This is a genomic window from Candidatus Viadribacter manganicus (assembly GCF_001679665.1).
In the GTDB taxonomy this organism is placed as follows: Bacteria; Pseudomonadota; Alphaproteobacteria; order Caulobacterales; family Aquidulcibacteraceae; genus Vitreimonas; species Vitreimonas manganica.
The window spans coordinates 1,830,994-1,854,237 of the sequence record NZ_CP013244.1 but is presented as its reverse complement, the minus strand read 5'-3'; the positions used below and the strand labels follow the sequence as shown (position 1 = coordinate 1,854,237).

General features: G+C 62.1%; 27 protein-coding genes and 1 tRNA gene. 14 read left to right on the top strand and 14 right to left on the bottom strand.

All coding sequences use genetic code 11. The features are described from left to right. Nucleotides 1–130: 130 nt before the first annotated feature. Nucleotides 131–766, bottom strand: a complete 636-nt coding sequence (locus ATE48_RS09575; RefSeq protein ID WP_066770652.1) for a TetR/AcrR family transcriptional regulator — start codon at nucleotides 764–766, stop codon at nucleotides 131–133. Between the two features lie 34 nt (nucleotides 767–800). Here ATE48_RS09575 and ATE48_RS09570 point away from each other — a divergent pair, with 34 nt between their 5' ends. Beyond that, entirely contained in the window at nucleotides 801–1,820 is a 1,020-nt protein-coding gene (locus tag ATE48_RS09570; protein WP_066770649.1) for an NAD(P)H-dependent glycerol-3-phosphate dehydrogenase, read from the top strand. Further along, nucleotides 1,817–2,161, top strand: a complete 345-nt coding sequence (locus ATE48_RS09565; RefSeq protein WP_066770646.1) for a Rieske (2Fe-2S) protein — start codon at nucleotides 1,817–1,819, stop codon at nucleotides 2,159–2,161. Before ATE48_RS09570 ends, ATE48_RS09565 begins: the two co-directional genes overlap by 4 nt. Here the strand turns inward: ATE48_RS09565 and ATE48_RS09560 are convergent. The 4 genes from ATE48_RS09560 to ATE48_RS09545 all read right to left on the bottom strand — a co-directional run bounded on the left by ATE48_RS09560 (nucleotide 2,158) and on the right by ATE48_RS09545 (nucleotide 5,391). After that, nucleotides 2,158–3,126, bottom strand: a complete 969-nt coding sequence (locus ATE48_RS09560) for a DUF2167 domain-containing protein (protein ID WP_066770643.1) — start codon at nucleotides 3,124–3,126, stop codon at nucleotides 2,158–2,160. The genes ATE48_RS09565 and ATE48_RS09560 overlap by 4 nt on opposite strands. 79 nt (nucleotides 3,127–3,205) lie before the next feature. Continuing rightward, nucleotides 3,206–4,102, bottom strand: a complete 897-nt coding sequence (gene pyrF / locus ATE48_RS09555) for an orotidine-5'-phosphate decarboxylase (RefSeq protein WP_066770640.1) — start codon at nucleotides 4,100–4,102, stop codon at nucleotides 3,206–3,208. Then, entirely contained in the window at nucleotides 4,099–4,941 is an 843-nt protein-coding gene (locus ATE48_RS09550; protein WP_083197265.1) for a S1 family peptidase, read from the bottom strand. The genes pyrF and ATE48_RS09550 overlap by 4 nt, the downstream gene beginning before the upstream one ends. Before the next feature lie 3 nt (nucleotides 4,942–4,944). After that, complete coding sequence (locus ATE48_RS09545; RefSeq protein WP_066770639.1) at nucleotides 4,945–5,391, bottom strand: DUF350 domain-containing protein; 447 nt, start codon at nucleotides 5,389–5,391, stop codon at nucleotides 4,945–4,947. 88 nt (nucleotides 5,392–5,479) lie between these two features. Here ATE48_RS09545 and ATE48_RS09540 point away from each other — a divergent pair, with 88 nt between their 5' ends. From ATE48_RS09540 to ATE48_RS09530, 3 genes are read left to right on the top strand one after another with little or no spacing between them, the layout of a single operon-like run. After that, complete coding sequence (locus ATE48_RS09540; RefSeq protein WP_066770638.1) at nucleotides 5,480–6,262, top strand: 3-hydroxybutyrate dehydrogenase; 783 nt, start codon at nucleotides 5,480–5,482, stop codon at nucleotides 6,260–6,262. Beyond that, nucleotides 6,259–7,323, top strand: a complete 1,065-nt coding sequence (locus ATE48_RS09535) for a patatin-like phospholipase family protein (protein WP_066770637.1) — start codon at nucleotides 6,259–6,261, stop codon at nucleotides 7,321–7,323. Before ATE48_RS09540 ends, ATE48_RS09535 begins: the two co-directional genes overlap by 4 nt. A 36-nt stretch (nucleotides 7,324–7,359) precedes the next feature. Then, complete coding sequence (locus ATE48_RS09530; RefSeq protein ID WP_066770633.1) at nucleotides 7,360–7,818, top strand: hypothetical protein; 459 nt, start codon at nucleotides 7,360–7,362, stop codon at nucleotides 7,816–7,818. On the opposite strand, the gene ATE48_RS09525 is transcribed toward ATE48_RS09530, so the two are convergent. Beyond that, nucleotides 7,815–8,312, bottom strand: a complete 498-nt coding sequence (locus ATE48_RS09525; protein ID WP_156767705.1) for a surface-adhesin E family protein — start codon at nucleotides 8,310–8,312, stop codon at nucleotides 7,815–7,817. The two genes, ATE48_RS09530 and ATE48_RS09525, sit on opposite strands and share 4 nt — an antisense overlap. 48 nt (nucleotides 8,313–8,360) lie before the next feature. Beyond that, nucleotides 8,361–9,140 carry an SDR family oxidoreductase gene (locus ATE48_RS09520; RefSeq protein WP_066770621.1) on the bottom strand — a complete coding sequence of 260 codons (780 nt, stop codon included), beginning with the start codon at nucleotides 9,138–9,140 and terminating at the stop codon, nucleotides 8,361–8,363. Between the two features lie 102 nt (nucleotides 9,141–9,242). On the opposite strand from ATE48_RS09520, the gene ATE48_RS09515 reads away from it, so the two are divergent. The 3 genes from ATE48_RS09515 to ATE48_RS19755 are packed head-to-tail and all read left to right on the top strand — an operon-like array spanning nucleotide 9,243 to nucleotide 11,783. Beyond that, nucleotides 9,243–10,625 carry a cytochrome ubiquinol oxidase subunit I gene (locus ATE48_RS09515; protein ID WP_066770619.1) on the top strand — a complete coding sequence of 461 codons (1,383 nt, stop codon included), beginning with the start codon at nucleotides 9,243–9,245 and terminating at the stop codon, nucleotides 10,623–10,625. Next, on the top strand, nucleotides 10,625–11,653 hold the full coding sequence (gene cydB / locus ATE48_RS09510) for a cytochrome d ubiquinol oxidase subunit II (protein ID WP_066770617.1): 1,029 nt from the start codon (nucleotides 10,625–10,627) through the stop codon (nucleotides 11,651–11,653). The genes ATE48_RS09515 and cydB overlap by 1 nt, the downstream gene beginning before the upstream one ends. Next, entirely contained in the window at nucleotides 11,637–11,783 is a 147-nt protein-coding gene (locus ATE48_RS19755; RefSeq protein ID WP_156767704.1) for a DUF2474 domain-containing protein, read from the top strand. The genes cydB and ATE48_RS19755 overlap by 17 nt, the downstream gene beginning before the upstream one ends. Here the strand turns inward: ATE48_RS19755 and ATE48_RS09505 are convergent. From ATE48_RS09505 to ATE48_RS09480, 5 genes are all read right to left on the bottom strand, one after another. Further along, nucleotides 11,776–12,081 carry a 4a-hydroxytetrahydrobiopterin dehydratase gene (locus tag ATE48_RS09505; protein WP_066770615.1) on the bottom strand — a complete coding sequence of 102 codons (306 nt, stop codon included), beginning with the start codon at nucleotides 12,079–12,081 and terminating at the stop codon, nucleotides 11,776–11,778. The genes ATE48_RS19755 and ATE48_RS09505 overlap by 8 nt on opposite strands. A 789-nt stretch (nucleotides 12,082–12,870) precedes the next feature. After that, a complete protein-coding gene (locus ATE48_RS09495; RefSeq protein ID WP_066770611.1) occupies nucleotides 12,871–14,469 on the bottom strand; it encodes an APC family permease in 1,599 nt (532 codons plus the stop codon). Between the two features lie 168 nt (nucleotides 14,470–14,637). Further along, nucleotides 14,638–15,540: a bifunctional 5,10-methylenetetrahydrofolate dehydrogenase/5,10-methenyltetrahydrofolate cyclohydrolase gene (locus ATE48_RS09490; protein WP_066770609.1), complete on the bottom strand. Its 903-nt coding sequence runs from the start codon at nucleotides 15,538–15,540 to the stop codon at nucleotides 14,638–14,640. Between the two features lie 109 nt (nucleotides 15,541–15,649). After that, nucleotides 15,650–15,919, bottom strand: a complete 270-nt coding sequence (locus ATE48_RS20540) for a DUF167 family protein (protein WP_228126886.1) — start codon at nucleotides 15,917–15,919, stop codon at nucleotides 15,650–15,652. Between the two features lie 5 nt (nucleotides 15,920–15,924). Further along, the gene (locus tag ATE48_RS09480; protein ID WP_083197263.1) at nucleotides 15,925–16,236 is read right to left on the bottom strand and encodes a YggT family protein; all 312 of its coding nucleotides are present in this window, start codon (nucleotides 16,234–16,236) and stop codon (nucleotides 15,925–15,927) included. Between the two features lie 99 nt (nucleotides 16,237–16,335). On the opposite strand from ATE48_RS09480, the gene ATE48_RS09475 reads away from it, so the two are divergent. Together ATE48_RS09475 and ATE48_RS09470 are read left to right on the top strand one after the other, a co-directional pair. After that, a tRNA-Ala gene (locus tag ATE48_RS09475) sits at nucleotides 16,336–16,411 on the top strand. Between the two features lie 106 nt (nucleotides 16,412–16,517). Beyond that, nucleotides 16,518–17,864 (top strand): MFS transporter, encoded by a 1,347-nt coding sequence (locus ATE48_RS09470; protein WP_228126879.1) that lies wholly within the window; start codon nucleotides 16,518–16,520, stop codon nucleotides 17,862–17,864. 31 nt (nucleotides 17,865–17,895) lie between these two features. On the opposite strand, the gene ATE48_RS09465 is transcribed toward ATE48_RS09470, so the two are convergent. Beyond that, on the bottom strand, nucleotides 17,896–19,191 hold the full coding sequence (locus ATE48_RS09465; protein ID WP_066770604.1) for an NAD(P)/FAD-dependent oxidoreductase: 1,296 nt from the start codon (nucleotides 19,189–19,191) through the stop codon (nucleotides 17,896–17,898). 253 nt (nucleotides 19,192–19,444) lie between these two features. Between ATE48_RS09465 and ATE48_RS09460 the strand changes: the two genes are divergently transcribed. Then, entirely contained in the window at nucleotides 19,445–21,304 is a 1,860-nt protein-coding gene (locus ATE48_RS09460) for an ABC-F family ATP-binding cassette domain-containing protein (RefSeq protein ID WP_066770597.1), read from the top strand. After that, nucleotides 21,301–21,618, top strand: a complete 318-nt coding sequence (locus ATE48_RS09455; RefSeq protein ID WP_066770594.1) for a hypothetical protein — start codon at nucleotides 21,301–21,303, stop codon at nucleotides 21,616–21,618. The genes ATE48_RS09460 and ATE48_RS09455 overlap by 4 nt, the downstream gene beginning before the upstream one ends. Before the next feature lie 62 nt (nucleotides 21,619–21,680). Here ATE48_RS09455 and ATE48_RS09450 read toward each other — a convergent pair whose 3' ends face one another. Continuing rightward, nucleotides 21,681–22,211: a hypothetical protein gene (locus tag ATE48_RS09450; protein WP_156767703.1), complete on the bottom strand. Its 531-nt coding sequence runs from the start codon at nucleotides 22,209–22,211 to the stop codon at nucleotides 21,681–21,683. A 177-nt stretch (nucleotides 22,212–22,388) separates the two neighbouring features. Here ATE48_RS09450 and ATE48_RS09445 point away from each other — a divergent pair, with 177 nt between their 5' ends. Continuing rightward, the gene (locus ATE48_RS09445) at nucleotides 22,389–22,946 is read left to right on the top strand and encodes a PWWP domain-containing protein (RefSeq protein ID WP_156767702.1); all 558 of its coding nucleotides are present in this window, start codon (nucleotides 22,389–22,391) and stop codon (nucleotides 22,944–22,946) included. Beyond that, nucleotides 22,873–23,238: a GGDEF domain-containing protein gene (locus ATE48_RS09440; protein WP_156767701.1), complete on the top strand. Its 366-nt coding sequence runs from the start codon at nucleotides 22,873–22,875 to the stop codon at nucleotides 23,236–23,238. Before ATE48_RS09445 ends, ATE48_RS09440 begins: the two co-directional genes overlap by 74 nt. The last annotated feature ends 6 nt before the right edge of the window (nucleotides 23,239–23,244 follow it).

Below are 23,244 nucleotides of genomic sequence, written 5' to 3'. Positions count from 1 at the left end.
GGATTGAGGGGCGGGTCGTGGTCATTTGAGTAACTCCAGGGGCTCGGGCTTCGATGGACTACGTGTACCACCGGCTCCTGGAGTGATCAATGAAGAAAATAGATTTTGTTCAATTATTCCGTAATGATCATTACGTCGTTGCGTCCTGCTTGGCGCGGGCCTTTGCCGCCGGCGCGTCGGCGCGTGCATAGAGCCCCTGAAGCACAAGGCTCATCACGCCGTCGAATTCGCGCTCAAGCTTTTGCAGCGTCAGGCGCGAGATCAGCTGGGGGATGCCGAACTTCACCGTCGCGGCCTGCAGCATCTCGGCCATGAACTCGGCATCTCCTTTAGCGAAGATGCCGGCGTCCATGCCCTCTTGAATCACCGCAGTGATCCCCACGCGCTCAAGTGCAATCAATTCATTCATGAAAACAGGGCGTTCACGGGCCAAAACCTCCGCGACCTCCAGGATTTTCGCGTTGTCCGAGAACATTTGGAAGTTCTCGCGCATCCGCTTCAGCAGCATTTCTTTCAAACGCTTGTCGGCTGGCCAATCCTTGCGGCGGCCAACCTGCGCCATAGCCGTGTGCTCTTCAGCGTAGTGCTTGCGCGCCATCGCCTCGGCGATGTCGATCTTCGCCTCGAAGAAGCGGTAGATGTTGCCAGGCGACATGTCGCAATCGGCAGCGATCTCGGCCATGGTTGTTTTACCATAACCGTAATGCTTGATGCGGGTCATCGCGGCCTGGAGGATGCGGTCGCGGGTAGCGGATTTTTCGTCCATCCCCACAGGCTACGCGGTTTCTATTGAACGTTCAATGAAGGATTCAATTTTGCCAGGCGCTTACGAAACAGTCTCCGTACTCGGCGCCGGCGCTTGGGGCACCGCGTTGGCGCAGGTCGCGGCCGCCGCTGGCCGCAAGGTTTTGATCTGGGCTCGCGAGCCGGAGGTTGTCACGAGCATCAATGCGGGCTCCGAAAACACGCTTTTCCTGCCTGGAATCAAGCTCAACGCACACGTCCGCGCCACCGCCGACCTTGAAGACGCGGCCAAGTCCGAGCTCATCCTCGCCGTCCCGCCCGCTCAGCACATGCGCGCCGTCCTCCGCGCCGTCCGCCCCCAGCTCCAGCCGGGCGCGCCGCTTGTCCTCTGCGCCAAGGGCGTGGAGCGCGGATCGCTGGCCTTGATGACGGATGTGCTCGCCGAAGAGATCCCGGACGTTGGCCCAGCTGTGCTCTCCGGCCCTGGCTTCGCCAAGGATGTCGCCCGCGGCCTGCCGACCGCAACCACCATTGCCAGCCCCGACGCTGCCCTGGCCCAGCGCATCGTCGCCACCATCGGTCTGCCGACTTTCCGCCCCTACATCGCCGATGATCTCGTCGGCGCGGAGATCGGCGGCGCGGTGAAGAACGTCATCGCCATTGCTTGCGGCGTCGCCGAGGGCCGTAAATTGGGAGACGGCGCCCGCGCTGCTCTGATCACGCGCGGATTTGCCGAACTCACCCGCCTTGGCCTCGCCATGGGCGCCAAAGCCGAAACGCTTTCCGGCCTCTGCGGTCTTGGCGATCTCGTGCTCACCTGTGCCTCGCTTACTTCGCGCAACACATCGCTTGGCGCGGCGCTCGGAGAAGGGCGCAAGCTGAAGGACATCCTTTCCGAACGCCGTTCCGTTGCCGAAGGCATGGAGAGTGCGCCCGCTGTTGTGGCGCTGGCGGCGAAATACAAAGTTGAAATGCCGATCTGTGCGGCGGTCGATGCGATCGTGAATGACCGCGTCGGCATCGACGAAGCCATCACCGCCTTGCTTTCGCGCCCGTTCAAAGCGGAGAGCGCGTGAGCTTCGAACGCGGCATCGTCCTCGCGCAACTCGATGCATTGCAAGATCCGGGCGCCCTCGTTGTTGTGCCGCATCCGGATGAGCCGTTTGCTTCGATCCTGCTCACACGCAAAGGCGATCGTATCGCAGCGTTTCGCAACAAGTGCCCGCACGCGGGCTATCCGCTGCAACGCTCGGATGGCCGCGTGATGGTGCAGGAGGGGCGGTACATTGTCTGCGCCGCACATGGCGCGAGCTTCGGCATCGAAGACGGACGCTGCGCCGGCGGCCCATGTAACAATGGCGACGCGCTGGAGCGCATCGCCATTGTTGTTCGCGACGGTGTTGTCCGCGTCGCTTAGGCTTCGTCGTACTCTTCTTCGTCATCATCGCGGCGGCGCATGAGCAGATAGCCTGCACCCGCCAGCACGATCACGCCGAGCGCGATCCATGGAAAATAGCCAGAAAGTCCGCCAAAAGCAGTCTGACCAGCGCCGGTCTTGGTGTCTCGTTCAACCAGCGTTTGCGCTTGCGCCGTTGGCACGCCCGTCACCAACCCCGGCACCGAATAGTTTGAGACCGTGTCGGATGCAGCTTGGAAATCAGCGTGACGCTTGCCTTGCGGGAACGAGAGCATCGCGCGTAATTCAGTCGCCGCTGCTGCGATTGCCGGTTGCTGATCGGCGCTGCCGATCGAGGTCATGCCGGCGACGCCGTTGCGACCCATGATCTTTTGCTCGTAGCGCAGATCCTTTCCGCCAGCGCCGCCCGGGGCCGCAACGCGCTCAGCCCACACTACGTATGGCGCCTCGGCGTTGAACGAAGGCGCGGTGGCGAAACCCTCAAAGCGGCGGCTCTGGGTTTGACGCGCATCGCGCACGGAGGTTTCGAAATTCGCGTCACTGAGGCCTGACGCCGTTTCGGGCTGCACGTAGCCGATAGCGTCATAGCTGACGACGGTCGCCCAGGTGTCGGGCGCGCGGATGTCTTGGCCATTGCGCGCGAGCAGGCCGTAAATCTCGCCGCTCGGCGCTTGTTGGTTAGCGCGCTGCAGATACGCGCGCGCCTCTGCCGCCGAATAGAAGCGATAGCTCGCCGGCACATTGAGCGAGAGCCCATCATTGCCAAGCGGGATAACGCCGCTGCGTCCTTCGGGAGCCGCAGTCGGCTGAGTGGACGGCGCCGCCGGGGGCGGTGTCGTGGGCGCTGCCCGCACGGGCGGCGCAGCTTCGTTCGGTCCGCCATCGCCCGGTCCGTCAGCGTAAGCCGGCACCGCGATAAACAGCGCGAGCGCGGCCAGCATGGCGCGCGTCAGGTTCTTGCGCATGGGTTTCTCCCTCGCTCGCCCGTTTCGGGCCGCATCCCCAGAATCGAGACTTAACGGCTTGGGTTTCGTTTGTCGCGTGTCAGGACGTACAGGCGGTGCGAAGTTCCGCCGCCGCCGCCGCCATGGCGTCCCCGATTGCCGCCCGCCAGTCGGCCATGTTGGTCGCCGCCTGGGCCGTTTGGGGATAAAGGACAGCCCGCGACGAACTCACCACGCCGCCTTCGCGCATCGGTCCGCCAGCTTGGACAAAACCGGCCACTGCATCCGCGGCGCTGGCGCCCTGAGCGCCGTAGCCCGGCACCAGAAAGAGCGCCTCTGGCATCGCTTCGCGCAGCCGACGCGCCTCTTCGGGATAGGTCGCGCCCGCGACCGCCATCAACCCTGACCAGCCGCTCTGCCCGCGTAAACGCGCGCATTCCGGCGCCAGCATTTCCGCGACGCGCTGCCAGACCGGCGCGCCGCCGACCTGCAGATCCTGAAAATCTCCAGCACCTGGATTTGACGTGCGCACGAGCACAGCCACGCCTTTGCCCTCGGCCTGCGCTCGCGTGATGAAAGGCTCCAGCGTGTCCTTGCCCATGTAGGGGTTCACTGTCACCGCATCTGCGCCAAAGCCTGGTGGACCGCCGATGGTCGCGCGCGCATAGCCTTCCGCCGTCGTGCCGATGTCGCCGCGTTTGGCGTCGAGCAGTACCAGCATGCCTTCTTGCTTGGCGTAGGCGCAAAGCATCCGCGCCACTGCGTAGCCCATCTCGCCGAATTGCTCGAACAACCCAAGCTGGGGCTTCAAAACGCACGCATGCTTGTGGGCGATGTCGATAATGGCGGTGCCGAATTTGAGAACCGTCGAGGTGTCTTCGACGGCGTTGCCGAACAGCGCTGGGATTTTATCCGGGAAGGGGTCGAGGCCAACGCAGAGTGGTGTGTTCTTGGCGCGAACGCCTTCGATCAAACGGTCGGCGAATGGTGTCGTCATGTCCCCGGCATATCCTGCGGCGCCACGCAAACAACCTGCGCGACCGCCAGATTGCGGCGCATGTCGTCTGAAGCTTGGCCGTAATTGTCTGGCGTCAGCCGCTCGGCGGGCGCGCCTTGCGCATTCACTTGCTCGACGCGCAACAGGCGCAAGATTGAAGAGGGCGCTGCCGTGTAGATACGGCCCCGGCGCGCTGATTCAGCAACTGTGATGCCGATGACCTGTCCGTTGGAAGCTAGCGCCGGACCCCCGCTAATGCCCGCGAGTGAGCCGCGAAGGCCAGATGTGCGGCCCAATTCCGCCCACGCCAGCACCGGCTCTTCGATGTCGTAGCGGCCGCGCGCGATCAGGGTTTCGCGGCCAATCAGGCGTGAATACGCTTCGCCGGGTCGGCCCTGCGGAAAGCCGATGTGAAAAGCGCGCTGACCGATTTGAAAGCTTCGCTCCGATGTGTCAATCGCCAAAGCGGTCGGTGCGCTGTCGGTCTTCAAAAGCGCGATGTCTGCGAACAGCGCGCGCTTGACGTCCACCACGCGCGCAGCTGCGCCGCGCGACACGATGAGCCCAACTGCTTCGCAACCATCGACGACGTGGCGCGCAGTCAGCCACCAACCGTCCGGAGAAATCGCGAACGCGCTTCCCATCCCGGATGAGATCGGTCCGACTTCAACCAGCACTGCCGGATCGTATTGTGACGGCGGTGGCAGGAACGAGCCTGTCTGCGGCGCGTCTGGCAAAGCTTCTGGGGCGTCGTGGCGCTGATCGACCCGGAAAAGGACGAACACCACCACCGTGATCACCACGATGTAGAGCAACCAATCCGGGATCAGTCGCATCATGCGCTAGCCAGCCCGGAACAGCTGTACGTTAGGATCGGCAACCGCGCCGGCCACGATCAGCGCGATGCCGATTTTTATACTCATCAGGAAGATCGCCGCTGCGACGTCGCCCTCGGCGATGCGGCGCGGCAATCCGCGCAGGAAGATGTCGGCAAAGCGGAACGCCAGCAGTTGGATCAGCAGTGTCACCACCCCCCAGATCAGCAGGTCAAACAACCCGAACGAGTGCGCCAGGCATGATCCTAGAGGAATTCCCAGGCCGACGATGACGCCGCCATAGGCAAGCGATGCGGACGGGTTGCCTGCGCGGATCAGCGCCAATTCTTTATGTGGCGTCATCACCGTGTAGATGATCAAAGAGGCGACGAAGAGTCCGAGCGCTACGCCGAGTTGGATGATGAAATCCGGAAACCCGGCCACAAATGCATTAAGAGGCGCGTTTAAATCCATTGGTCCCTCGCCAGACCGAATAATCCGTCTAGCGCCTGCGCTAGCGGTTCCGGCGCAGACAAGCAAGCAATGAGGAGCAGACAAGCACATGGGCGAACGAAGAGCAGCGCTGGTCACCGGTTCGAGCAGCGGCATCGGCCTGGGGATTGCCACGGCTTTCGCGAAGGCCGGCATGGATGTGACGCTCAACGGCTTGGGCGACGCGGCGGAAATCGAAAAGATCCGCTCAGGTCTTGAGCGCGAGACCGGTGTCACAGTTCGCTACGACGGCGCCAACCTTATGCAGCCGGATGCATGCACGGGCATGATTGAGAGCGCCATCGGCGCGCTCGGACGCCTTGATGTACTGGTCAACAATGCCGGCATCCAGTTCGTTTCGCCGATCGAAGACTTTCCGGTCGACAAATACAACGCGATTATCGCGCTCAATCTGTCGTCGGCCTTTCACACCATTCGCGGCGCTATGCGCGCGATGAAGGCGGCAAGATATGGCCGTATCATCAACATCGCGTCGGCGCACGGCCACGTCGCCTCGCCATTTAAGTCCGCTTACGTCGCTGCAAAGCATGGCATCATCGGTTTGACCAAAACCGTCGCGCTTGAAGGCGCGACCTTCAATGTCCGATGCAACGCCATCTCACCTGGCTATGTCCTGACAGGTTTGGTCGAGAGCCAAATCCCCGACACGATGAAGGCGCGCAACATGACGCGTGAGCAGGTGATCAACGATGTTCTGCTCGCTGCTCAGCCGACCAAGGAATTCGTGAAGGTCGAGCAGGTTGCGAGCGTTGCGCTCTTTCTCACCACGCCGGCCGCTGATGAAATCAACGGCGCCGCGCTCAACGTCGATGGTGGCTGGACCGCCCAGTGAGCCAAAAGCGCAAGCGTATTTCGCTCGCCCTCCAAGGTGGTGGCGCACTCGGCGCTTACACGTGGGGCGCGCTTGATCGCGTCTTGGAAGACGAGCGCGTTGAGATCACCGCAATCTCGGGCTCGTCCGCCGGCGCCATGTGCGGCGTCGTTCTCGCGGATGGGTTCGAAGAGGGCGGCGCCGATGGCGCGCGCGAAAGCCTGCGCGCATTTTGGCAGGGCGTAGCGCGCGCGGGGCAGACAAATCCGTACCGGCGCACGCCGATGATGGCGTTCTTGAATTCGTTCATGCCCGGCTGGGCGCCGGAGAGTTATCTGGCGCTCTGGGCCGACGTCGCGAGCCGCTTTGCCTCGCCCTACGATTTCAACCCGCTCAACGTGAACCCGCTGAAGGAGGTGCTTGAGGAACTGGTTGATTTCGAGCGCGTGCGAAAATGTAAAGGCATCCAGCTTTTTGTCGGCGCCACCAACGTCGAAACCGGTCGCATTCGCATCTTCAACAACAAGGATTTGACCGGCGATCACATCATGGCGTCGGCTTGCTTGCCCCAGCTCTTCCAAGCGGTTGTGATCGATGGTGCGCCGTATTGGGATGGCGGCTTCACCGGAAACCCGGCCTTGTTTCCGCTCTTCGATGTGAAATCAGCGCGCGACATCGTCATTGTTCAAATCAATCCGGTTGAACGTTCCGAGGCTCCGCGGGCGCCGGTCGAAATCACTGCACGAGTCAATGAAATCACGTTCAACAACAGCTTGCTCGCCGAACTGCGCGCAATCGATTTCGTGGCGCGTCTTGTTGACGACAACCACCTGCCGAAAGGGCGCTATCGCAAGATGCTCATTCACAACGTGAGCGAGACGCAGGCACTGACGCCGCTGGGGCTCGGCGTTGATCTGAATACAGATCTCGCCTTCTTCGACAGGCTTTTCGAGACGGGTCGCTCAGCCGCCGAACGGTGGCTTGGGGAGCATTTCGACGCCCTAGGAGAGCGTTCAACCGTTGATCTCGCAGCGATGTTTCGCGATGCGCCCAAGGGCGGCGAGGCCAAGCCGCTTCGCTAACCCTTCCCTAACCGCATCGGCTCAATTTCGCCGATCATGCGTTTCGCTGGGCCCCTCATTGCCATGCTGATGCTCGCCGCGCTGGCTGCGCCGGCGGCCGCCTCCGGTGGAGGCGGTGGTTCTTCGCAAGCGCCGGCCACGCGGCAGGAGCGGCTGACGTCGGCTGAGACCTACATGCCGATGCCAACATTTTCGGCCGGCGTTCTTCAGCGGAATGACAACCAGGGCACGATGGTTGTCGATATGGGTCTCGATATTCCGGACGAAGCGCTTCGCCATCGGGCGCAGCTCAATGCGCCACGTTTGCGCGATGCATTGCGGACGGCGCTCGCGAATTATTCTTCGGTCTACTACCGGGTACACACCGCACCGAACCCGACCGAGCTTACCCGTCAGATGCAGATCGCGGTTGATCGCGTTCTCGGCACGCAAGGCGCGCGGGTGCTACTCGCGAACATTATCTATCAACGGCCACAGAGACCGTCCGGACGTTAAGTCCCGCGGCAGGCGACCGGCAGCATCTGGCGTGCAACGCCGGTTGCCGGTGTCGCACGATAAATTTGCTGCGGCTCATCGCGCGCGACAACTTCTTCATTCGCACCCATGATCTGGCGCTCGACGATGACGAACGTTTCATCGGTGCAATTGAAGCGATAGTGCATGCGCTCAACGTCGAAGCGGATGGTGCGCTCGGTGCTCTCATCGCTCGCGTCCCAGGCCTGCGTGTGTCCGTAGCGGACTTGCAGCCAAATGTCGGCGAGGCCGTTCTGGCGGGTGATGGTGCGCTGGTTGAAATGGACGGTGCCGCCTTCGGTCGTGCGCAACACCAGCAGCCAATCAGGCATGTTCCGGGTCGAGCCGAACTCGACCGTACCGGCCTCGGTGGTTTCTGCCGGAGCCTCGGCAGTCGGCGTCCCGCCTTGCGGCGCGGCTGGCTGGCCGCAGGCGGCCAGGGTGAAGAGGCAGATGAGTGCAGTGAGCTTGCGCATGAAGAAGTGCATACCTTCGATCTTGGGCGGCGCCAGGGCCGCGGCAAATCACATAGCTGAGATGCCGCCATCTACTTTCAGTTCCGAGCCCGTGATGAACCGGCTTTCGTCTGAAAGGAGATAGATAGCGGCTGCGGCAATCTCTTCCGGCTTGCCGATCCGTCCCAACGGGACTTGGCGCCCCAGTTTCGCCTCTGCCTCGTCCTTGCCGAACATGTTCCGGATCGGATCGAGGATCGGTGTGTCGATGAAGGTCGGGTGGATCGAGTTCGAACGAACGTCCAAGCCCTTCTTTGCGCAATAGAGCGCGATGTTCTTCGAGAGTAGCCACACCGCCGCTTTGGAGGCGTTGTAGCCAGGGGAGGTGTGGTTCGCGATCAGGCCGGCGATCGAGCTGATGTTTACGATCGAGCCCGGCTGGCTCTTCGCCAGATATTTGATGCCGTGCTTGGCGCCTAGGAAAACGGAATCGACGTTCACGCTCATCAAGCGGCGGAAGCCTTCGAGCGACAATTCCTCGACGCTCCCTTCGCGGCTTGAGATGCCGGCATTGTTCACAAGCCCCGAAATGCCGCCCATCGCGGCGTTGGCGCCTTCGAGAGCTGCAATCCATTGCTCTTCGTTGGTGACGTCGTGCGCGAACGCGAACGCTGTGCCTTCGCCATACGAGGCGTTGATCTCGGCGGCGACCTTTTCGGCGCCGGCGCTGTTGACGTCGCTTACGGACACCTTCGCGCCTTCGGCGGCGACGCCCTTCGCCATCGCCGCGCCAAGCCCTTGCGCCGCGCCGGTGATGAATACTTTTTTGCCTGCCATACGTCCGGCCATGAGCGTCCTCCTCGTTGAACGCGACTCTGTGGCGCGGCGCGGCAAACTGCAAGCTTGGCGTGATAGCGCCTTGGGCGTACCCAAGCGTAAGCGAGGTACGAGATGGAATGGGACGCGCTGCTGCTCTCGCGGCTGCAATTCGCCTTCACGATCGGCTTTCACATCATCTTCCCGGCCTTCACGATCGGGTTGGCCTCGTTCTTGGCAGTCCTCGAAGGCCTCTGGCTTCTCACCAAGCGCGCGGTTTTCAAAAATCTCTACCTCTTCTGGGTCAAGATCTTCGCGCTGTCGTTTGGGATGGGCGTCGTCTCCGGGGTTGTGATGTCCTACCAGTTCGGCACGAACTGGAGTGTTTTCTCCGCAATCACCGGCAGCGTTATCGGACCGCTGCTCGCCTATGAGGTGCTGACGGCCTTCTTTCTGGAAGCATCGTTCCTCGGGATCATGTTGTTCGGCTGGAAGCGCGTAGGGCCGGGGCTCCATTTCTTTTCGACGTGCATGGTCGCCATCGGAACGCTGTTCTCGGCGTTTTGGATTCTCTCCGCCAATTCGTGGATGCAAACCCCGCAAGGCTGGGCCTGGGCCGAAGACGGCACAATGGTCGCCACCAATTTTGCGGAGGTGATTTTCAACCCTTCGCTGCCCTCGCGCTTCGCGCACATGGTGCTGGCTGCATTCTTGACTACGGCGATGGTGGTCGCTGGCGCATCGGCGTTTGCGTTACTGAGGAAGAAGGCGCTGGCTGAAAGCCGCGTCGCGTTGCGCATGGCGGTTCTGATGATGGCGCTGGTGACGCCGGTGCAGATCATGGCGGGGCATGAGAGCGGCATCGTCGCGGGCGAGCATCAGCCGGCGAAAGTGGCGGCGCTGGAAGGCTGGTGGACCACACGCACGCAACAACCGACGGTGCTGATTGGTTGGCCCGATGAGGAAGCGGAGCGCAATCATTTTGAGCTTGTTGTGCCGGGTTTGGGTTCGGTGGTGAACAATGCGGAGTCGGAGGACGTGCTGCCGGGCCTCGATCAATTCGCGGCGGAAGATCGCCCGCCGGTTTGGATTACGTTCTGGGCGTTCCGCATCATGGTCGGCATGGGGCTGGTGATGCTGACCTTGGGCATTTGGGGCGCGGGAGCCTGGGCGCTTAAGCGGCTTGATGCCGCCACTTGGTATCATCGTGCATTGGTGCTGGCCGCGCCGAGTGGGTTCGTGGCTGTGCTGACTGGATGGATCACGGCTGAGGCCGGGCGCCAGCCCTTCGTTGTGTATGGCGTGCTTCGCACCGCGGATGCGGTGTCGCCCGTGCCGGCGGGATCCGTGGCGACTTCATTGCTTTTTTTCATCGTCGTCTATTCGATCGTGTTCAGCGCTGGCGCTCTCTACATATTGCGCCTGATCGCGAAGGGGCCGGAGAGCGACGAGCCCGCACCGCAATCCAATCAACCGCCAGGTACGCCGCTCGGGGCCGCGATCGAGGAGGCGCCGTGATGTTTGGCATCGAACTCTCTTTGGTCTGGGCGGTGCTGATAGCCGTCGCCGTATTTCTTTACGTGGCGCTGGATGGATTTGATCTCGGCGTCGGCATCTTGTTTCCCTTCGCGAAGAATGCACGCGAGCGCGACCAGATGCAGGCTGCAATCGCGCCAGTGTGGGACGGCAACGAAACCTGGCTGGTGCTCGGCGGCGGCGGCTTGTTCGCGGCGTTTCCGAAGGCGTACGCGGCGCTGATGCCGGCATTGTATCTGCCGATCTTCCTGATGTTGCTGGCGCTGATATTTCGCGGCGTTGCGTTTGAGTTCCGCCACCATGGGCGCGAGCGTGGCCGCAAATTGTGGACGGTTGCTTTTTCCGGCGGTTCGATTGCGGCGGCGATCGCGCAGGGTTTGGTGCTCGGTGGTTTTGTTCAGGGCATTGCTATTGAAGGTGAAGTGTTCGTTGGCGGGCCGTTCGATTGGCTGACGCCGTTCTCGCTTCTGGTTTCTGCGTCTCTGGTTGCAGGATACGCGCTGCTTGGGGCGGCGTGGATTGTTTTTAAAACCCAGGGCGAACTTGCCGAACGCGCGCGGCGCTGGGTGAAACAACTGGCGTTGCTCACGGCGCTAGCGATGGGCGCGGTGAGCCTGGCGACGCTTGGGGTCGATGCGCGGGTCACGGAGCGCTGGGGCCTCACGATGACGAGCGTCGATTGGCCGGTGTTTATCAAACTTGCGCCATTGCCTTTGCTCGCTGGAGTCATCCTCTTTTTGATGTGGCGTGGGATCGAGGAGCGGAAATTCCTGCGGCCCTATCTTTATGCGGTTTGCCTGTTCTTGATCGGCTATGTCGGCCTCGCGGTTTCGCTTTGGCCCTTCATCATTCCGTTTGCGATGACGCCTGCGGACGCCGCCGCAGCGGATAACGCGCTGCAGCTCATGCTCTGTGGTGCGTTGGTGATGTTGCCGATCATCTTAGCGTACACGGCGTTCGTTTATTGGACCTTCCGCGCCAAGGTGGATGACGATGCCGCCTATCATTGAAGGACCGCCTGATGAGGGTGAAACGCTGCGGCCACTGGGCAAACGCTTGTTGTGGTTCGTGGCGTTGTGGTTCGGCGGATTGATTGCCGTCGCGGCGGCAGCCTATGCGTTGCGGGCGCTGATCATTTGATCGATGTGATGTCGCGGAAGCTCTCGTCCATGAAGTGGGCGAGGGCGACGTCTTTGTCGCTGACGCCGCCGGCGTCGTGCGTGGTCAACGTGACATCGACGCGATTGTAGACGTTCAACCATTCGGGATGATGGTCGTTGCGCTCCGCATAAAGCGCGATGCGAGTCATGAAGCCGAACGCCGCATTGAAATCCTTGAAGCGGAATTCCTTCTGGATGGCGTCGCGATTGTCATCGGTGTCTTGCCAGCCTTCGAGGCGGGCGAGGGCGGCGGCGGCGCCAATCTTTGCTGTCGGCATGAATGAACTCCTTCAAGGCATGCATGTAGGCCGCTTTCGCCAGGAGGCAAAAACGTCTGACGTTCGGACGCGCCGGGCGCCGCTTTCAGGAGGAGTCGGCTGCGAGTAGGGCCGGAGTGGAGAGCGTACGAATGGCGCTAGGCGCGGGCGCGGTCATGCACAGCGCGAAAAGACGCGTAAGTCCACGGCGCCGACGCGCGGCGAGCGCCGCGGCGACTGCGTGGCAATTGCGCAAGATCTTGAGAAGATGAAGCACTTGCGTGATCGCGCCGCCTTGACGTTGAGACGCCGGCGAAGCCAGACGCCGGCGGCGACGCGTTGGGTGCAGCGCCCTTTGCGGCACCGAAGGCCCGACAGCGCGAAATTGCGCCATACGTGCCGGGGCCGTCGTGGCAGCAGCTTCGCGGCGTGAAGGATGATGATGTGGCGAACGGCATGGCGGAGACGCGTAATCGTCACCCCGCCATAGCGAGAGCCGCGCCGCTGCTCGGATGGCGAACGTTTCGGTGCGCCGAGCGCCACCCACGCCAAGAGCGCGCTGAGCCAGGCAACGAACCTGGCAAGGCGAAGATCTGAAATGGGTGAGGATTGGCGCGGCCGCATGAACGCGCATCGTAGATGTGGGGCAAACGCGGTCGGATAGAACGGCGTCTATCCGCGGGTTTTCGAGGCGCTTCTCCAAGCATTGGGATGCGCGCGCGGCGAATGCGCGGGATTGAGTGCGTCCCGACGGCAAACAAAAACGCCGCCGTCTTTCGACGGCGGCGCTGTTGCAGCGAAGTGTTTCGCTTATTGGTTCGGCTGAACCGGGTTCGGCTGCTCGTGACCCGAGACAACCTCGCCCTTGGCCAGCTTCGAGTTCCACATGCCGTAGGCGAAGTAGAGCAGGAAGCCACCGGCCAAGTAGATGATGAAGAAGTTGCGCGTCGGTACGTGCGCCATCAGCGACATGAGCAGGAATAGGCACATGAGCGCGCCGAGGATCGGCGTGATGGGGAACAGCGGCGTCTTGAACGGACGGCTGATGTTCGGACGTGCATAGCGCAGATAGACAACCGTCAAGCAGACGATCGCGAAGGCGGCGAGCGTGCCGACGTTCGTGAGGTTTGCGAGAGCGTCCAGACCCATGAAACCGGCGAAGCCCATGGCGAGCAGGCCAACGAGGATCGTGTTGACCCACGGCGTCTTGAACTTCGGGTGAACGTTGGCGAACACCTTCGGGATCAAGCCGTCCTTGGCCATCGTGTAGAAGATGCGGGTCTGGCCATAGAGCAGAACCAGCATGACCGACGAGAGGCCGGCGAAGGCGCCGAGCTTCACCACAAAGGCAAACCACGGCAGGCCGATTTGGTCGACGGCGAGTGCGATCGGCGCGGGGTTGTCGAGTTGTTGGTAGGGCACGATGCCGACCAGGACCGCGCAGGTCATGATGTAGAGGATCGTGCAGATGATGAGCGAGCCGAGGATGCCGATCGGCATGTCGCGGCCCGGGTTCTTTGATTCAGCGCCAGCGGTCGAGACAGCTTCAAAGCCGATATAGGCGAAGAAGATGGTCGCAGCGCCGGTGATGAGGCCGGGGACGCCGTATTGGCCGGTGTCGGCGCCGGTTAGAACGCCGCCGAGCGCGCGCATGATCTGAGCGCCGATACTCATGTCCGTTCCAGGCGGAGGCGCCGGAATTTGTTCGGGGATGAGCGGCGACCAAAGATCGGTGTTCACGTAGCTCGCGCCGATCACGATGAAGGCGATGACGACACCGACCTTAATGAAGACGACGATGTTGTTGACGAGCGCCGATTCCGAGATGCCGACCACGAGCAATGTGGTGACCGCAAGAAGGCCGATGATGGCAGGTAGGTTGAGAACGCCAACGCCAATGACGGCGCCAGTATCGTGGTCGGTGACTTCGACGCCGGGCGCTGCGGTAAACTCCGGCGGTATGTGCACGCCAAGATCCGCGAGCAGGCTGACGGTGTAACCCGACCAGCCGACCGCGACCGTCGACGCTGCGAGGCCGTACTCGAGAACAAGCAACAGACCCATGATCCAGGCGACGATCTCGCCCATGGATGCGTAGGAGTAAGAATAAGCGGAGCCGGAGACCGGAATGGCCGAGGCCAGTTCGGCATAAGAGAGAGCAACGAGCGCGCAGAGCGTTCCGGTGATCACGAACGAGATCATGATGCCCGGGCCGGCGAATTCAGCCGCGGCGCGGCCGGTCAGCACGAAGATGCCGGTGCCGATGATGCAGCCGATGCCGAGCAAAATGAGGTTCAGCGGGCCGAGTGTTTTCTTGAGTTCGCCCTGTTCGTGCTCGGCGTGCATCTGTTCAACGCTCTTGCGAATGAACAGACGGCCAAGGCCGCTGGGCTTTTTGGTGTTTGCCACGTTCGATCCCCTCCCTGGGTCGGTTGTGGGCGGGAAGCTAACGGCGTGGTTAGGGGGCGGCAAGCGCCATGGGTCGCTTTTCGCCGCTCAGGCGCGGCGAAGGCATGGGCTTACCCCGGAGCGCCGCACAAATGAGCAGGGCGTTGCAGGCGTGGGCGCTGTCGCGGCCTAGTTTAGTGCAGCTGGAATGTCCCAGCCGCGGCGCGCGCAGGCGGCGAGTACAGTGTTGCGCAGCAGGCAGGCGATGGTCATGGGGCCGACGCCGCCTGGAGAGGGCGAAACGGCGGATGCGACTTCGATGGCCTCTGCGAACGCAACATCACCCACGAGTTTGGTTTGCGGTTTGCCCTCTTTGCTGGGGCCTTTCTCCGGCGCCGGCACGCGGTTGGTGCCGACATCGATGACGATGGCGCCCGGGCGCACCCAATCGCCGCGCACCATTTCGGGACGGCCGACGGCGGCGACGAGAATATCGGCCCCGCGGCAGACCATCTTGAGATCGCGGGTCTTTGAGTGAGCGATGGTGACGCTGGCGTTTTGTTCGAGGAAGAGCAGCGCCGCTGGTTTGCCGACGAGGATGGAGCGGCCAATGACGACGATATTGGCGCCACTGAGATCAGGGCGTTCGGTTTTCGCAAGGATGACGCAGCCAACCGGCGTGCAAGGGCGAAGGCCGGGCTTGCCGAGGACAAGCTTGCCGGCGCTGGCTTCGGTGAGACCGTCGACGTCTTTCAGCGGATCGAGCGCGGCGAGCACCGCTGGTTCGCTGATGTGCTTCGGCAGCGGCAGTTGAACCAGGATGCCGTCAATGTCGGGATCGGCGGAAAGCTGCTCGACCTTGGCGATGAGGTCGGCTTGCGTTGTTTCAGCCGGAAGCCGGATTTCGACCGAGCGCATGCCGGCTTCGACCGTCATTTTGGCTTTGCTGGCGACGTAGACGTGGCTGGCGGGATCGTCACCGACCAGCACCACCGCCAGGGCGGGTTGCGCCGGGAGCTGCTTGACCGCCGCCGCAACGTCGGCGCGAACACGCGCCGCGATGGCTTTGCCGTCGATGCTGCGTCCGGTCATGAATGCTCCCGCGAATCTGTGCGGCGGTGTTTAACACCGTGACTCGCTTTATCCACCCATTCCCGGGAGGATACACAGCGTCGAGCCGGGAATAGGCGATGGTGGCGTGCTAGGTGAAGCGCGCGACGAATGCCGCGACGTCTGCGTCGGTGGCGCTTTCGATATCGAGCGTCTTCATGCGCGATGTTCCCCCGCGCGACACGCTGACCTTGCTTTTTGCGACGCCGAACGCTTTGGCGATCAGCGCTTCGAGTGCGCGGTTGGCTTCGTTGTTCTCGGGCGCGACGCGGACGCGGGCTTTGAGATAAAGGCCGGTCTCGTCGCTGGCGGCGCCGTCGATGCGGTCAGCGCCGCCGGAAGGCGTAAGGCGGACGCGCAGCCGGCTCAGAGTATGCCTCGCGTCCCGAGCAACACGCCTTCAAGCCAATACGTCACTTCGTGCTGCAGCAATGAGATCAACAGCAGAAGCACGAGAACCGAAAGGTCGACCCCCGCGATCGGCGGAATCAGGCGCCGCAACGGACGGAGCAGGGGATCTGTCACCCGGGCGCAAAACTCCCAGGTCGAGCGGATGAACTGGTTGCGGCGATCGACGATGTCGAAAGCGTAAAGCCAGGAAATGACCACGTAGACGATCAGGACGATGGAGATCAGTCCAAGGATCGCGCGGATGAGTTCAAAGAGAATGTGGATCATGGAGGCCCGGAATACCCGGAGCCGGGCGGATTCGGCAACCTCACAGGCGCCGGTTGACGCTTCGCCGCGCCCGGCACTATACCGCGCCTCCCACTGGACGGGCCCGTAGCTCAGCTGGGAGAGCGCTGCGTTCGCAATGCAGAGGTCAGGAGTTCGATCCTCCTCGGGTCCACCATTCCTCGCTCGCGGGAGCGGGGTTGGGATGTCCTGGATTGCTTACGCCGTCCTTCAAACTCTCATCACATTCGCTAAGCTCCGCCCAAAACATTAAGGGGCGGGACGTGATTGGACGGTTTTTGAGCGCCTTTGCGACGGCGGCTGATGCGCCTTTGCGCGCAAGCCAGGCTGAGGTCGACGCGCTCTATAAGCGACATCGCTGGCGCGTGTTGTTGGCGATCACGCTTGGCTATGGGCTGATCTATACGTGCCGGCTGGCAATCGGGCTGGTGAAGCCCTCGATGATTGATGCGGGTGTCTTCACGCCGGCGCAGTTCGGGCTAATCGGATCGGCGTTCTTCTACACGTACGCGCTGGGCAAGCTCACGAACGGCTTTCTAGCCGATCACGCCAACATGCGAACGTTCCTGCCGCTTGGCTTTGCGATGTCGGCGCTTTGCAATTTCGGCATGGGCTTTGCCGACACGGTGTTGATGGCGGCGATCCTGTGGGGCGTGAATGGCTGGTTTCAGGGGTTTGGTGCGCCGGGGAGTGTGGTGGCGCTGAGCTCTTGGTTTTCCAATCGCGAGCGCGGGCGCAATTACGGGATCTGGATCACGTCGCATTCGTTCGGCGAGGGACTGACATTCTTCGCGATCGGCTGGGCGGTGGCGACGTTTGGTTGGCACTTCGGCTATTTCGTGCCGGCGGCGATTGGTTTGGCGACGGCGGTGATGATGTACGCGCTGATGCGCGACCGGCCGCGAACGATGGGCCTGCCGACAGTCGCCGACTGGAAGAATGATCACGTCGCGGAGAGCGATGGAAATAAATCCAGAAGCCGGCTGGCGCTGCAGTTTTCAGTGCTGAGTTATCCGACGATTTGGATCCTGGGGCTTTCGAGCGCCGCGAATTACGTGACGCGTTATGCGATTAATTCGTGGGGGCCGCTCTATCTGCAGGAAGCGCGCGGGTTCGATGAAGTGGCATCGGGAACGATGCTGATGATCTCGACGCTGGCGGGGATTGTTGGCTCCGTTGGCTATGGTTGGATCAGCGATAGATGGTTTGGCGCGCGGCGGCCGCCGGCGAATTTGATCTTCGGAATATGTGAGATCGCCGGGCTGGCGCTGATCTTCTTCGGTCCGGCGAACATGCCGACACTGATCGCGGGGATGATCTTATTCGGGCTTGGGCTTGCGGGTTTGGTCGCCTCGCTCGGTGGTCTGTTCGCCGTCGATATTTGTCCGAAGCGCGCGACGGGCGCGGCGATGGGCGTGATCGGGATTTTCTCCTATCTCGGCGCGGCGTTGCAGGAGAACATTTCTGGCGCGCTGCTTGAGCGGCATTCGGTGATGGTGGGCGCTGATCGCGTGTACGACTTCGAGCCGGCCATTTGGTTCTGGCTCGGCTCGTCGGTCGTTTCGTTAGCGTTGGCGGCCACGCTGTGGCGCGCGAAATTACGCGACTAGCTTAGCGGCACGTCAGTAATTCCAAATGATCCTAGGCGGCGTCGCGCTTTGCGGTCGCGGCCGGCGCTTCATCGGTAATGTCGCCGGTGATGAGGCGGGCGCCGCGTTCGAAGGTGAGGTACGACCAAACCCAATCGAGCGCGACGGCGATACGGTTTTTGAAACCGATCAGATAATAGATGTGCGCCGCGCTCCACACGAACCAACCGATGAAGCCCTTGAGATGGAAGCCGCGAAAATCGGCGACGGCTGCCTTGCGGCCGACGGTGGCGAGATTGCCGTAGTCGATATAGCCGAAGGGTTCAGCGAGCGGGTTGCCTTCGAATTCAGCCTTGATGACGCGTGCGGCGTAATCGCCTTGTTGTTTGGCGACGGGCGCGACGCCGGGGAGTTGCTTGCCATCCGCGCCGTTCACAGCGGCGCAATCGCCGATGATGAAGATGTTGGGGTGGTGCGGTGCGCGAAGATCGCCGCCGATGATGGCGCGTCCGGCGCGATCGGCCGGCAGACTGAGCCAACGCGCTGCCGGCGACGATTGCACGCCGGCGGCCCAGATCACACAGCGCGAGCCGATGTGTTCGCCGCCGAGCGTGACGCCGGTTTCGTCGACCTTGGTGACGGCATTGCCAATGCGGACTTCGACGCCGAGTTTCTCAAGTGCTCGGCGGGCGTGTTCCGAGAGGTCCGGCGGGAAGTTGCCGAGAATGCGCGGCGCGGCTTCCACCAAGATTATGCGCGCCGATTTCGGATCGATGCGGCGATAGTCACGGGCGAGCGCCTTGTTGGCGAGTTCTGCGATGGCGCCGGCGGTTTCGACCCCCGTCGGGCCGCCGCCGATGACGACGAACGTCGTTAGAGCTGCACGTTCAGCTGGATCTGGTTCAAGTTCCGCGCGCTCGAAAGCAAGCAGGATACGTTTGCGCTGCTCTGTGGCGTCTTCGAGTGTTTTGAGGCCGGGCGCGAAGCGCTCCCAATCGTCGTGACCGAAATAGGCATGGCGAGCGCCGGTCGCGACGATGAGATAATCATAGGGCACATGCCGATCGCCCAGAACGACGTGGCGTTGCGCGGGGTCGATCGCTTCGACGGTTCCGAGCTCGACGCGGACATTCTTCTGCTGGCGCACGATGGCGCGAATGGGTGTCGCGATCTGGTTGGGCGCAAGGCCGGCGGTGGCGACCTGATAGAGCAGCGGCTGGAACAGATGGTGGTTGCGGCGGTCGATCAGGGTGACATCGACAGGCGCGTTTTTCAGCGCCTTCGCAGCGGTGAGACCGCCGAAACCTGCGCCGATAATGACGACGCGCGGGCGTTTAGTCGCGTTCATGGGCGAGGCCCCTCCGTGACGATCTCAATATAGGCGCGTTCGCGACACGATGCAGCGTTAACGCGCTGCTACATTGCGCCATGCTTTGTGGCATGCGTCGCCCTTCGACAGGCTTAGGTGATGCTGCCGAAATTGGCGCTTGATATGGCGTCATGCTAAGCTTGTCGAAGCATGACGCCACGCACCCCAACGGGGAGAGGGGCAGCTCTGCGCTTGCATCCGGCGGCTAGGACGGCTCTAACGCGGCCCTCCCATGCTTGAGATTTCGGACCTCACCTTTCGCTTCGGCCCGCGGCCGTTGTTTGAGAACGCCAATGCGTTCATCGCCGAGGGCTGGAAGGTTGGCCTTGTCGGGCGCAACGGCACGGGCAAGTCGACGTTGCTGACGCTGATCCGCGATGAGGTAGGCAAGGCGAACGCTTCGATCCGGATCCGGCGCGGCGCGCGGATGGGGTTCGTGGCGCAGGAAGCGCCGCAAGTGGAGACACCGCTGCTCGATCTGGTGATGGCGGCGGACGAGGAGATGACGTCGCTGTTGAAGGAAGCGGAGACGGCGGAAGACCCCCAGCGCATCGCTGACATTCACATGCGTCTGGCAGAGATCGACGGCTATTCTGGCGAAGCGCGTGCGAGCGCAATCATGGTTGGCCTCGGGTTCGAGCAGGAAGATCTGCGGCGCCCGGCGCGCGAGTTCTCCGGCGGCTGGCGTATGCGCGCGGCTCTGGCGGGCGTGCTGTTCTCGGCGCCGGATCTTTTGATCCTCGACGAGCCTACCAACTATCTCGATCTCGAAGGTGCGGCGTGGCTTGAGGAATACCTCCGCGATTATCCGCACACGGTGATTTGCGTCAGCCACGATCGCGAAATGCTGAACCGTTCGGTGACGCACATTCTGGCGCTCGACGATAAGAAGCTCGAGGTCTTCGTCGGTGGGTACGATGCGTATCTGAAGAAGAAGGCGGAGCGCATGGCGCTCGCGGCTGGAATGAAGGCCAAGCAAGATGCGCAAAAGGCGCACTTGCAGAAGTTCATCGATCGCTTCCGCGCCAAGGCCTCGAAGGCGGCGCAGGCACAGAGCCGGATTAAGCAGCTCGAGAAGATGCAGGACATTGCCGTGCCGCTCGAAGAGCGCACGATTCCGTTTCATTTCGACAATCCGGTTGAACTCGCTTCGCCTCTCGTTGTGTTGGATGAGGCCGATTGCGGCTACATCGTCGGCAAACCGGTGCTGAAGCGTGTGTCGCTGCGTCTCGATCATGATGATCGCATCGTGATCATTGGGCCGAACGGGCAGGGCAAGACGACCTTGGTCAAGTCGATCGCGGCGCGGTTGGCGTTGCTGAACGGCAAGCGTGTGGCGTCCGGAAAGGCTGTGATGGGCTATTTCAGCCAGGATCAGCTCGACGAATTGCGCGCTGGCGAGACTGTGCTTGAGCACGTGCGCGACCTGGAGCCGGATTGGGCGCCGCCAAAGCTGCGCTCGCTTGCGGCGCGGATGGGCTTTGGCGTCGAGAAGATCGACACGAAAGTTGAAAAGCTTTCGGGCGGTGAGAAGGTGCGTTTGTTGCTGGGGCTTATGGCGCACCGTAAGCCGCACGTGCTGATCCTCGACGAGCCGACGTCGCACTTGGACATCGATAGCCGCGAAGCGTTGATCCATGCCATCAACGGCTACGAAGGCGCGGTGCTGTTGATCACGCACGATATCTATTTGGCGGAAGCGTGCGCGGATCGTCTGTGGCTCGTCTATCACGGACGCGCGCGCCAATATGACGGCGATCTAGAAGATTATCGCAAGCTCGTCGCGGCGGCGGATAGGCCGGCCGATGAGGGCGATAAGCCGAGCAGCATGGCGGCCGCAGTGCAGGCGGATGCGAAGCCGAAGCACTCGAAGTACACACTGACGCGCAAGCTCGAGGCGGCGGAGAAAGAGATCGAGCAAGCCAATCAGGCGCTCGCGCGCATCGATGCTGCTTTGGCTGATCCGGACCTGTTCACCAAGGATCAGAAGCGCGGGGAGTCGCTGCTGAAAGAACGCTCGCATGCGGCGACGGCGCTGGCGAAGGCCGAGGCGAGCTGGCTTGAGGCGAGCGAGGCGCTGGAGGGCGCATGACGGCGCAGGCCGCGATCGTTGCGATAAGTCAGGCGGCGCCGCAGCTGACGAGCGCGTTATCGCAAGATCAGCTCGATGAAGTGCTGCGTCTGTGGGCAGATGTAAGTCAGCCCATATCGGAAGCGGACGTGCGAATCTTGCTGACGATGCTGCCTGCCGACGGCGATCTAGCCTTCGAGGTCAATTGGACCTTGCTGCATGCGATTGAACGGTCGCTGTGCTGGCCGTTGTGGGATGCGCTGAGCGATGAGAATGACTGGCATCGCCGGCTGAAACTGCTGCTCGCAAATGCCGGAATTCATTCACCGGCGTAGCCGGCGCATCGATGCGTGGATCAATGCGCGCGGCCGATGGTCGTGCCGTGCGCTAGCGATTTCTAGCGGAAATTGACGCCGAGCCGATTGTTGTCGGTGTTGCAGTCGATCGGCGGCGACCAGCTGCCGCTCGCGGGCGCGTAATTGAGCTGAACCCGTGCGGCGGCTGCGCCAGCGCGGGTGACGCCGGCGGGCAATGTCGCGCGGACATGGCCGCGCCAACTTGCGCCGCGCGCGAGTGAAACCGGACCGCCGGGGCTATCGCCCGGAAGTACATTGACGCCGATCTGCTGGTCACCGCTCGGTGTAACGAGGATGAGCGAGATCCATTGTTTGTTGTCATCCGGCGCGTTGTAGGTGCGTGGGCCGTTGTTGCGGACTTGGAAATAGATCGCGACTTCATTGGCAGCGAGGCGTTCACCAGGCGGTGAACGCGAGCCATTCCAACCAACGATCGCGAGATCAGTGCAGAGGCCGCCGAGCGGTGGGCCGGGCGGACGCGGGATCGGGACAGGAGGGATGCTCGGGGTTTGCGCACTGGCTGAGACCGCGGCCATGCAAAGCAAGACCGTCGCTAAGATCAATTTGCGCATTTTCATTCCTCGTAAGAGGTCCCTCGTTGCTGAACCTAACAGGGGTGGAGCGCGAGGCAAGTGAGGCGCTTGCCGATCGTGAGAGATGCGCGCGCCAAAGTTGATCGCGCTTTAGCAATAGAAATTAACGTCAACTTTAAGCCAGTTTTTGATCCCTGATCTTTCGGGGCGGGTCTGATGAGTGGCGACTTAACGATGTTTCGCAGCGCGCCTGGCGTCGAGCGGGCGCGCGATATCATCGAGCGGATGGGCGAACGGCAGATTTCAACCAGCCCGGCCAATTATGAAGTTTGGACGACGCACGTCGCCGGCGTGAAGCCGGACTTGAGCCGGGAGATCGAGGCGCGGCTGCAGCGCGGCGAACAGTTCGCGGACGAAGCCAATGAGGAATTGTTCGAGCGCTTCTTCGCCAACACGCGGCTTTCGATCCAGATGCTCGAAACCAGCGAGACGATCGCACGTGAGCTCGATGACACGGTGTCCAATCTGCGTAGTGCGGGCGGGCAAGCGGGCTCTTACGCGAAGGTGTTGCAAGACGCGGCGACACGGTTCGAGGGCGGCGTCGATTCTGCGGAGTTTCGATCCGTTGTCGAGCATCTTGCGGTCACTACGCATGAGATGATCGAGAACAATCTGAAGCTTGCAGAGCAGATTGCGCCAGGTGCAGGAACTGCAAACGGCCCTGGAGAGCGTGAAGGTCGAGGCGCTGACGGATGGTCTGACCGACCTCGCTAACCGGCGCATGTTCGAAGATACAATGCTCCGCCGCATCAACGACGCCGGCGCTGATAAGAGCGATCTTTGCCTGGTCATGTTCGACATCGACCTTTTCCGCCGTCTCAATGAGACGTGGGGCCATTCGCTCGGCGATCAGGTGCTCCGGTACATCGCGGCCGTTCTCCGTGCGCATGCGCAAGGCGATGTGTTGGCGGCGCGCTATGGCGGCGAGGAGTTCGCGATGATCATGCCGCGCACAAATCTCTATTTGGCGGAGGCTTTGGCGGCTCGGGTCGGCAAAGCGGTGTAATCGAAG